Origin of the sequence: Moorena sp. SIO4G3 (genome assembly GCF_010692305.1) — a bacterium.
GTDB lineage: Bacteria > Cyanobacteriota > Cyanobacteriia > Cyanobacteriales > Coleofasciculaceae > Moorena > Moorena producens_A.
This window is the reverse complement of record NZ_JAAHIG010000367.1, coordinates 1-8,531: the sequence shown is the minus strand read 5'-3', so window position 1 is coordinate 8,531 and position 8,531 is coordinate 1. Positions and strand designations below refer to the sequence as shown.

Below are 8,531 nucleotides of genomic sequence, written 5' to 3'. Positions count from 1 at the left end.
CAATATATTATATTATATATCTAAAACCATACTTACCCTTTGTATAAGCTATACAAATATTATACCAGTTTTATCTGTTCCCGTAAAAATTTTAAGGTCAGCTAAAATTTTAGAGTCATTCAAACGCTTTTTCGAGCTAGTTTCTAGCGATTAGATGCGTTTGCCCTGAGGTAGTAATGGTTTCAAAACCTCCCATTCTGTATCACTTAAATCACTCGGATAGGGCTTTCTCGTCGGTGCGGCAATTTGAGGCAGACGTGTCATTGAGTGAGCGAAATTAATTCAACCTCATCTAGTTTATCATCTACTTATCTTAACTTTTTTCTCTCTTCAGATTTTCTTTACGAATCAGCTCTAATGGCTAGTGTAATTAGTGTTCACTAACCTTATGTGGGAAACCGCTAGATGATCTGGGAGCTTTAAAGGGCTGCTTCTCAATTATTCAGTTAACAATTAACAATTAACAATTAACAAAATGTCCCTAAGCATAATAATATTTTGATTAACTGAACTTCCCATAACTGTCTATCCTAGAGCCAATCATGAACCTTCCAGACTTAGTGACGTGGCTAAAACAACGAACTGCTCTGAGTATTTTGACTCAGGAGGTGTTACAGTATCTAGCACCTAAGCTGGAAGAGCGGATTTTGCCCGCAAACCAAAGGTTAGTGCTAGCCAACACCCCTCCCGCAGGATTATATATTCTCCGCTCAGGTCGGATCGAAAGCAATCCTGAGGATTGGCAAGCTGTGGGTTTACTCCCTGGGGCAGTGATTAATCTACAAGCTTTATTATTGAACACACCTGTTGAGCAAACCTTAATTACCCTCAACCAGTGTCAGTTTTGGTTTGTCAGTGCTTCCGAATTTCGGGCACTCGTGGAACACTATCCAGAAATTACCCAGGCTTTCTCCCAACAACTGGCGGAAGAAGTAGAAGAGTTATCCGCTCAGCTAGCCTATGAACAAGAGCGTCAAACTATCTTACGACCGTATCTGGTTAGTAAAGCCAAACGGGGGATTATTGGGAAAAGTCGCTATGGGGTGCGACTGCGATCGCAAGTTAAACAAGCAGCGGAAAACCGCGAATCGGTGATAATCTTCGGAGAACCTGGACTAGAAAAAGATAACATAGCAGCCTTGATTCATTTTAGTTCTCCCTATCGGCGAGAAGCCATGATTAAAGTCGATTGCTCTAAATTACAAGCTAGGGGAGCAGAATTATTTGGTCGTGCAGGGGGAAAACCTGGGTTAATTGAAGCCTTAGGTCAAGGAACTCTACTATTAAATAATATTCAAGAACTTAGCCCAGAACTTATTCGAGAAATCGCTAATTTACTTAGAACCAATACCTATACTCCAGTCAACCGTTCCCAACCGGTAGTCGCTCATGGGGGAGACCCCCAAGACCGCGCTACCTCAGAACATACAGATGTTGCAGCAGCCAAAGTCTCTACCAGTCAGGCTCGGATTATCATGATTGCCGAGAGAAAACTGCCAGAGATTGATTCAGTTGCAGGACAATTGATTAAAGTGCCACCATTACGGGTACGAAAAGCCGACATTGGTGACATAGTCAACTACTATATTAGTATCATCTCTCGTGCTAAATGTATTAATAAAAACCGGATCACTCCCGAAGCATTACGGCGATTACAGGCTTATGATTTTCCTAATAACCTCAAGGAATTATTCAATTTAGTTGAACGAGCCATTGTGCAGTTAGAAGGATGTTCAGAACTAACTGAAGAAATTATCTGGCCTTCCCAAAGTAAGAAAAAGAAATTTCGTCTCAATCTCTTAAATGCTTATCCAGGGTTACGTCGCTTTCTCCGCAGCCCTTGGTGGCCAGACCGGATTAATTATGGCTTTACCTTAACGGCTTTTGCGATTATTGTTGTTATTTTATTTATCGGACCTCAGAATCGTCAAGAAAATTTTGCGCTTAATTTATTCTGGGCGTGGTGGTGGCCCTTAGTATTAATTAGTTTTCCCTTTGTGGGTAGGTTATGGTGTGCAGTTTGTCCATTCATGATTTATGGAGAAGTTACTCAGAAAGTATCCCTGTGGCTATTTCCCCGTAAGTTAAAACGTTGGCCCCGAGAACAGGCTCAAACCTGGGGAGGGTGGTTTTTGTTTGGCTTATTTTTCCTGATTTTATTGTGGGAAGAATTGTGGGATTTGGAAAATACCGCTTATCTTTCCGCTTGTCTACTGTTATTAATTACAGCGGGTGCGATGATATGTTCCGCTATTTTCGAGCGACGCTTCTGGTGCCGCTATTTATGTCCCATTGGCGGCATGAATGGCATGTTCGCTAAACTATCGATAACGGAATTACGAGCACAACAAGGGATATGTTCAGCGGAATGTAGCACCTATCAATGTTATAAAGGTGGTCCCGAAAAAGGGGAGGGAATGGAAACGGATGGCTGTCCCTTGTACTCTCACCCAGCACAATTAGAAGATAACCGGGATTGTGTGTTGTGCATGACCTGTTTGAAAGCCTGTCCCCATCGTTCAGTAGAAGTGAATTTACGTCCTCCAGGTATTGAATTGTGGACTACCCATGTGCCTCGCAGTTATGAAGTAGCCTTGTTATTCTTATTGTTAGGAGCAGTGTTTTTGCACCGTTTACCAGAATTGCAAGAAAACCTGGGGTTAGGGTGGGATTTGAGTCAGTTTTGGACTCATGGTTTGCTTTCGGTAACAGTGTTGATTTTACCAGCAATTGTGCCACTATTGGCTCAAGGAATAATGGTAGGATTTTATCAGTTAAAAGAAACTCGTAAGCCGAGTTCTTTTGTGAAATTAGCTTATGGATATTTACCTTTAGTGTTAGCTGGGAATTTGGCTCATTATTGGCGGCTTGGTTTAGGAGAAGGGGGAAGGATTTTACCGGTAATGTTTGCTACGTTTGGATTGAGTGGTGAAGGATTACCTGTGTTGGTCGCCCATCCAGCAGTAATTGCATTCTTGCAGGGAACTACGTTAATTGCTGGAGTACTTTTATCCCTGTTCTTAACTCAGAAGATAGGGCGTCAACCGTTTACTTTGTTATTACCACACCATGTGAGTACCCTAGTTTTAGGGATTAGTTTGTGGTGGATTATTGTCGGGTAAGCATTCAGCTATTAGCCGTGAGCTAAAAGCTCACGCGTGCGCGTTCAGCCGTCAGCCGTCAGCCGTTGGCCAATGGCACCTTAAGTAGCGTGGCACAGGCTTCTAGCCTGTGAAGCATAACCTGATAGCTGATAGCTGAACGCGCACGCGTGCGCGTAGCGCTTAAGCTGATAGCTGACATTGTGGGGTTTTGATATTAAGATGCGATCGGATATGCGATTGGCCGTAGGCCACGCCAAAGGCGAACGCAGTGCAGTCACGGTCAGGGTAACAGGTCTTGCACACTCAAGGAACCAATAGGAGAGCCATCGATCAAAAGCGATGCAGCGCGGTCTTGGGGGTTTCCCCCACTCGCTATTGCATCAAGAACAGACACTTGTTCGGACGGTTTGTAATCTTGACGTTGCTGATAGGTTGGCGTTGTAGCTAGATCAATGGGTTGGGTATAAACTTCGAGTTGCTTGTCGATCAGATTGACAATCCAATACACTGAAATACCTGCGCGAGCATAGATGCCTTTCTTTAAGGTTCGGTCTCGTTCTAGGGTGGAGTCGGCAATTTCAACCACTAAAGCTAGGTCTGAAGCACCAGGATGGCGGTCAAGATAATCGCGAGTATCGCCTTTAACAATCACGATATCTGGTTCTGGCTCACTATTTTCTAAAGTAATTGGTTCTTGTGCATCTACGTACCATCCGTTTGGAATAATCGCTTCCAGTGTATTCCGAGTCAGTTTGGTAGACGCACGATGTGGTGGATTTTTCGGCATTTTAGGAATTAGCCACCCTTCCAGCAGTTCCACTGGGTCATCTTCGCCCAGGATACCCCAGCGAATCATCTGATGGTATTGTTCAACCCTAAAGCGCCAGACCGGTTCAGTTGGTACAGCTAAAGGCTGTCCAAGGTTTTTTCCCCTCGATTGAGTAAAGACAGACACAAGGTTAAGACTTCTTGTTTTTGCCTTTTATCCTAGCATTGCAAAGCCTAAGAGATAGCCCCAGACCTGGTAGTGATAAATAAGTAGTGATACGACATTTTATCCCCCTTTAATAACACATTTATTAAGTAAAAATATAGCAATTTTAATTTAAATTTATTAAAAATAATTATCTTAGCTATAATAAATACTAATTAAATAAAGCTTACAAAACTGCTAAATTTTTATTAGTCAAAAAAACGTCTTAAGGGAAAAATACACTATCGTAACCATGAATACAGTATCGAATACAGTTTCAGATTTAAGAACGCGACCCAATTGCCCTTACTGCAATTGTGAGCAAACAGTAAAAAATGGAAGCACTCATAATAAAAAGCAAAAATATCTCTGTAAAAACTGTAAGAGACAGTTTGTAAAAAATCCGACAAAAAAAACGATATCCTTGTCGATCAAAAAGAGAATCGATCACCTATTACTTGAGAAAATATCTTTAGCCGGCATTGCTCGAACAGTTGGAGTTTCAAAAACATGGCTCCAAAATTATGTTAATAATAAATATGCGGAAACCCCCCGACAAATAAAGGTTTCATAAAAACCGAAAGGAAAGATGACTATTGAATGTGATGAAATGTGGTCTTTTGTAAAAAAAAAAGATAATAAACAATGGATTTGGTTAGCCATCGATGGCCGTTGGCCACGCTACGCGAACAAGAAACTAAAGAAATTGTTGGATTTTATCTTGGAGATCGTAGTCGAGAATCAGCAAAGAAATTATGGAAGTCTTTCCCTCCAGTAGTTCGACAATGTGCTGTGTGTTATACAGATTTTTGGGAATCTTATCAAACAGTAATACCTAAAAAACGCCATAAACCAGTAGCCAAAACAACTGGAAAAACTAATCATATTGAAAGATTAAATAATACCTTAAGACAAAGACTTAGTCGTTTGGTAAGAAAAACATTGTCATTTTCCAAAAAATTAGAAAATCACTTAGGAGCTATTTGGAATTTTATTCATCACTATAATCAATGTTTGTCGGTTTGATGAGGCCATCACTACATGTTTATCACTACCCAGACCTGATCGGGTGATGGGGTGTGCTAGATGATGACAATGTGTAGCACTATTTTTGTTAATCAGTATATAGTGACATACTCCTACACTGACTCTTAGAGTTCAGTGTAGGCTTCTTGCCAACTCCACCTAACGGTTCGGATACTCGACAAGCTTTATTGACGACACGGGATGCCCCTCCGCACCGGAACAATACCACTGGTTCTATTTTTTAGGCATGCAGGTGGCGGTTAGCTCTTAATTTGTCTTCCCTGCTATATCCATTATAGATGAAAATAAAAAAAATAGATGAAGATAAAAAAAATAGATGAAAATAAAAAAAATAGATGAAAATAAAAAAAACAAAGTTCCTGTCCGCCATTCATCCCACGCCGACATGCAGGTGCGGACGTGGGGCATAAGCGCGGATCAAGCTAAAGCCACTGACACCAGATAAATGATCTCGGGGTCCCTAGAAAAATGCCACAACTCAAAACTAAAACTCTACTGACCCTGGAAGAATTTCTGGCAATGCCTTCAACCGATGTAACCTATGAATTAGTTGAGGGGGTTGCAGTACCGAAAATGTCTCCTAAACGTTTTCATGCTAGGGTAACTGGTGCTTTATATACACTTTTGGATCAGTGGTGTCAGGAAAAGGGTGAAGTCAATCCAGAATGGGCAATAGTCTTGCAACGTCACGGTCAAGACTGGGTACCTGTGCCTGATTTAACCTACATTTCTGTCCAGGGTCTGCCCTCAGAAGTGGTAGAAGATGAGGCTTGTCCAGTACCCCCAGAGTTAGCCATTGAAATTACCTCACCGGGACAAACCTTTGGGCAATTAGCCGAGAAAGCAACCGATTATTTAGAAGCGGGAGTCTTGCGAGTTTGGGTTGTTGATCCTCAGGCGAGAAGTATTACAATTTTTTATCCAGATGCCCCACCACGGACTTATACCAAAGCAGCCCTGATCACTGATTCGCTTTTTAAAGGGTTGGAACTTACTCCCCAGCAAGTGTTTGGGAAAGCGAGGTTACCCCAAAAGGGTTAATCAGTCAGAATAAATAAAATTTATGTTGTTGAAATAAGCACAGTTATAATAATAGTTTAACCAATAAAATAACTAAAAATTATTAGTGATGTTCCCTCTACCCACACTATTACCCCTGTTCCCTATTTCCTATTAAACAATTATGAATCAATTGTTAATTGCCAATTAGCAATTGACAATTAACAACCTGAAATCAAACCACCCGATAGAGAAAACTTAGCGTTGCCCAAGTATTGACATCCAAGGCGTAGGAATCAGCACCTATACTGAGGGAAGAATCTAGGGAATTTGCACTAGCATCGTGTATGTCTTGCAGCACCGCCTGGGCTACGTCCAAGGGGTTAAACAAATCATCAATTGGTGCTCCAATTCCGCGACGAGATGGCACAGCGTCGAGAGCTTTACTGGCCTCAGTGAAGGGAGAGCGACTGCAAATCAGTTGCATTTCCACCAGTCCACTAGGACCTGAGACAATCCCACCAACAGAAGCTACGGCTGATGGCAGGGTTAGAGTTTCCCCAGGAGCAATTACCGCATTTTTTATAGATGAAGAGTTTTCTGAAGTCTGTGATGTTTCCAAAAATGGCAGTTCATATAGTGCGATGCCATTGCCATTGGTATTAAAGCCTAATAGCAAGAAATAGACCGGTTGGTCACCGTAGTTTTCGATCTGATAATTGAGACGACTCCCAATCGGCAAAATAGGAACACCCGTTTCTGGGACAGTTTTCGTCAACTCACCCTGAGATTTAGCTTGCTCCTGACCTACCCAACCTACCCGTGAGGAGGAAGCCGTCCGTAATGTTTCCAGTTCCATCACTAGCTTTTGCTCTGGTGCAACCATCTCCAGGGATACCCGAATACCTAGACCGGAAGACCCCTCATTAGCAGTTAGACGGAGCAATTTTGCGGCCAGCAAGGTTTTCAGTTTACCAGCCATTGCCATAGCTGCTGACTTCACCGCTACCCCAGCTTCCCCAACTCCATTGGGTATGGGTTCACCGTCGAGATAGAAGATTCCATAACCCCCTCCCCCAGCATTTGTGGAAGAGAGTGCTTTGCCAAACAAGTAATCAGCAGGTTGTTCCCCTGCTTGCACTACCGATGCAGCAGAGATACTAGAAAAGGCGCTGGTAGCATCTACTCGCTCAATTCGTTGTAGGTTGCCATCCAGAGCTACCGTTAGACCAATATTACGGGGTAACACCCGGACCGCTTCTTGCACCAGCTGCCCAACTTGTAGCTGATTGTTATTATCAGTACTAGCACCAATAAATTTTGCCTTAGCCGTCAGACCATCTTTAGAGGTTATTTGTAGTTGAGAGACTCCCGAGTTAGCACCGGCTTCCAATACAGACAATACAGAATTGTTGCTATAGTTATCCACAACTGTTGCTGGTAATCCTGCTAACCACAACTGTGCAGTTTGACCATTATCTTCCAGGGCAGTGACCACACCATCCGCTCCCATGCTAGGGTCAAGGGGCAGATAATAGGTAGGTATTGGCTCAAGACTACTCTGACCCCCTAGCCTTGGCTGTTGTTGTGTACCTGTCAGTTGATTAACCATCAGACCAGCGTGAGTCAGGCTCACCTGAATTGTGGTTGTTGGTATTGCCTGCCACAGATACTGAGTAAGAGCATAGGTAAATAAGCCAGCACTGAAACCATTCCATTTCGCCTCAATCGCCATTTGATTTGGTTCAGCCGCCGTGAGCACCAGACCGGCCATAGGATTCATAGCTCCAGGCACAACTGAAACCGATTGCGGGTTTACCATCCCTTGCCCAGAATCCTGTATCCGCCGCCGCAGTTGCTCTTGAAAAGCCAGTTCGTCCCGACTAGCCTCTTTGGCTGGTGGGTTAGTACTAGAGCGTACCTTAATATTTCCTTGGAGGAGGCTATCAGCTACCGTGTGGCTAGTATCAAGTACTGTAGTTACTTGGTCAGTTGCTAGGGTACGCAATAGCAAAACTAACGTTTCTTCCAGTAAATCGTTGGCTACCTTGGGTTTTTTTTTGGTCAGGCTCCCATCTACTGGAACCAAGCTATTTTGAAGTGCAACAGACTTATCGGTTTGATACTCTTTAGATAGCTTGACCTGGCTACCGAAGCCACTGAAGTGGAAGACTACCACGTCACCTGGTTTCGCTTGCTCCGTCAGATGTTCAATAAAAGCCGTTTCAATATTTTCTCGGGTCGCTTGGTCATCGTTAAGTATAAGTATATCCTTCGGGTTGAAGCCAAACCGATGAATCAATAGTTCTTGTTGTAGTTCTACATCAGTAACACAGCCATCCAAGAGTGTGCTACGAGGATACTTGTTGATACCCACTAGTAGGGCTAACCCACGCGTTTCGTTAAGC

General features: G+C 42.9%; 4 protein-coding genes and 1 pseudogene. 3 read left to right on the top strand and 2 right to left on the bottom strand.

Annotated features, from left to right (window positions below; genetic code table 11):
- Positions 1 to 542: 542 nt before the first annotated feature.
- Entirely contained in the window at positions 543 to 3,122 is a 2,580-nt protein-coding gene (locus F6J99_RS36705; RefSeq protein ID WP_293120630.1) for a sigma 54-interacting transcriptional regulator, read from the top strand.
- Between the two features lie 262 nt (positions 3,123 to 3,384).
- On the opposite strand, the gene F6J99_RS36700 is transcribed toward F6J99_RS36705, so the two are convergent.
- Positions 3,385 to 4,059: a Uma2 family endonuclease gene (locus F6J99_RS36700; protein ID WP_293120629.1), complete on the bottom strand. Its 675-nt coding sequence runs from the start codon at positions 4,057 to 4,059 to the stop codon at positions 3,385 to 3,387.
- A gap of 271 nt (positions 4,060 to 4,330) precedes the next feature.
- On the opposite strand from F6J99_RS36700, the pseudogene F6J99_RS36695 reads away from it, so the two are divergent.
- Together F6J99_RS36695 and F6J99_RS36690 are read left to right on the top strand one after the other, a co-directional pair.
- Positions 4,331 to 5,103: pseudogene (locus F6J99_RS36695) on the top strand (IS1 family transposase).
- 489 nt (positions 5,104 to 5,592) lie between these two features.
- A complete protein-coding gene (locus tag F6J99_RS36690) occupies positions 5,593 to 6,165 on the top strand; it encodes a Uma2 family endonuclease (protein ID WP_293120627.1) in 573 nt (190 codons plus the stop codon).
- Positions 6,166 to 6,358: 193 nt separating this feature from the next.
- Here F6J99_RS36690 and F6J99_RS36685 read toward each other — a convergent pair.
- Positions 6,359 to 8,531: caspase family protein (locus F6J99_RS36685; protein ID WP_293120625.1), on the bottom strand; the 2,173-nt coding region annotated here is incomplete at its 5' end.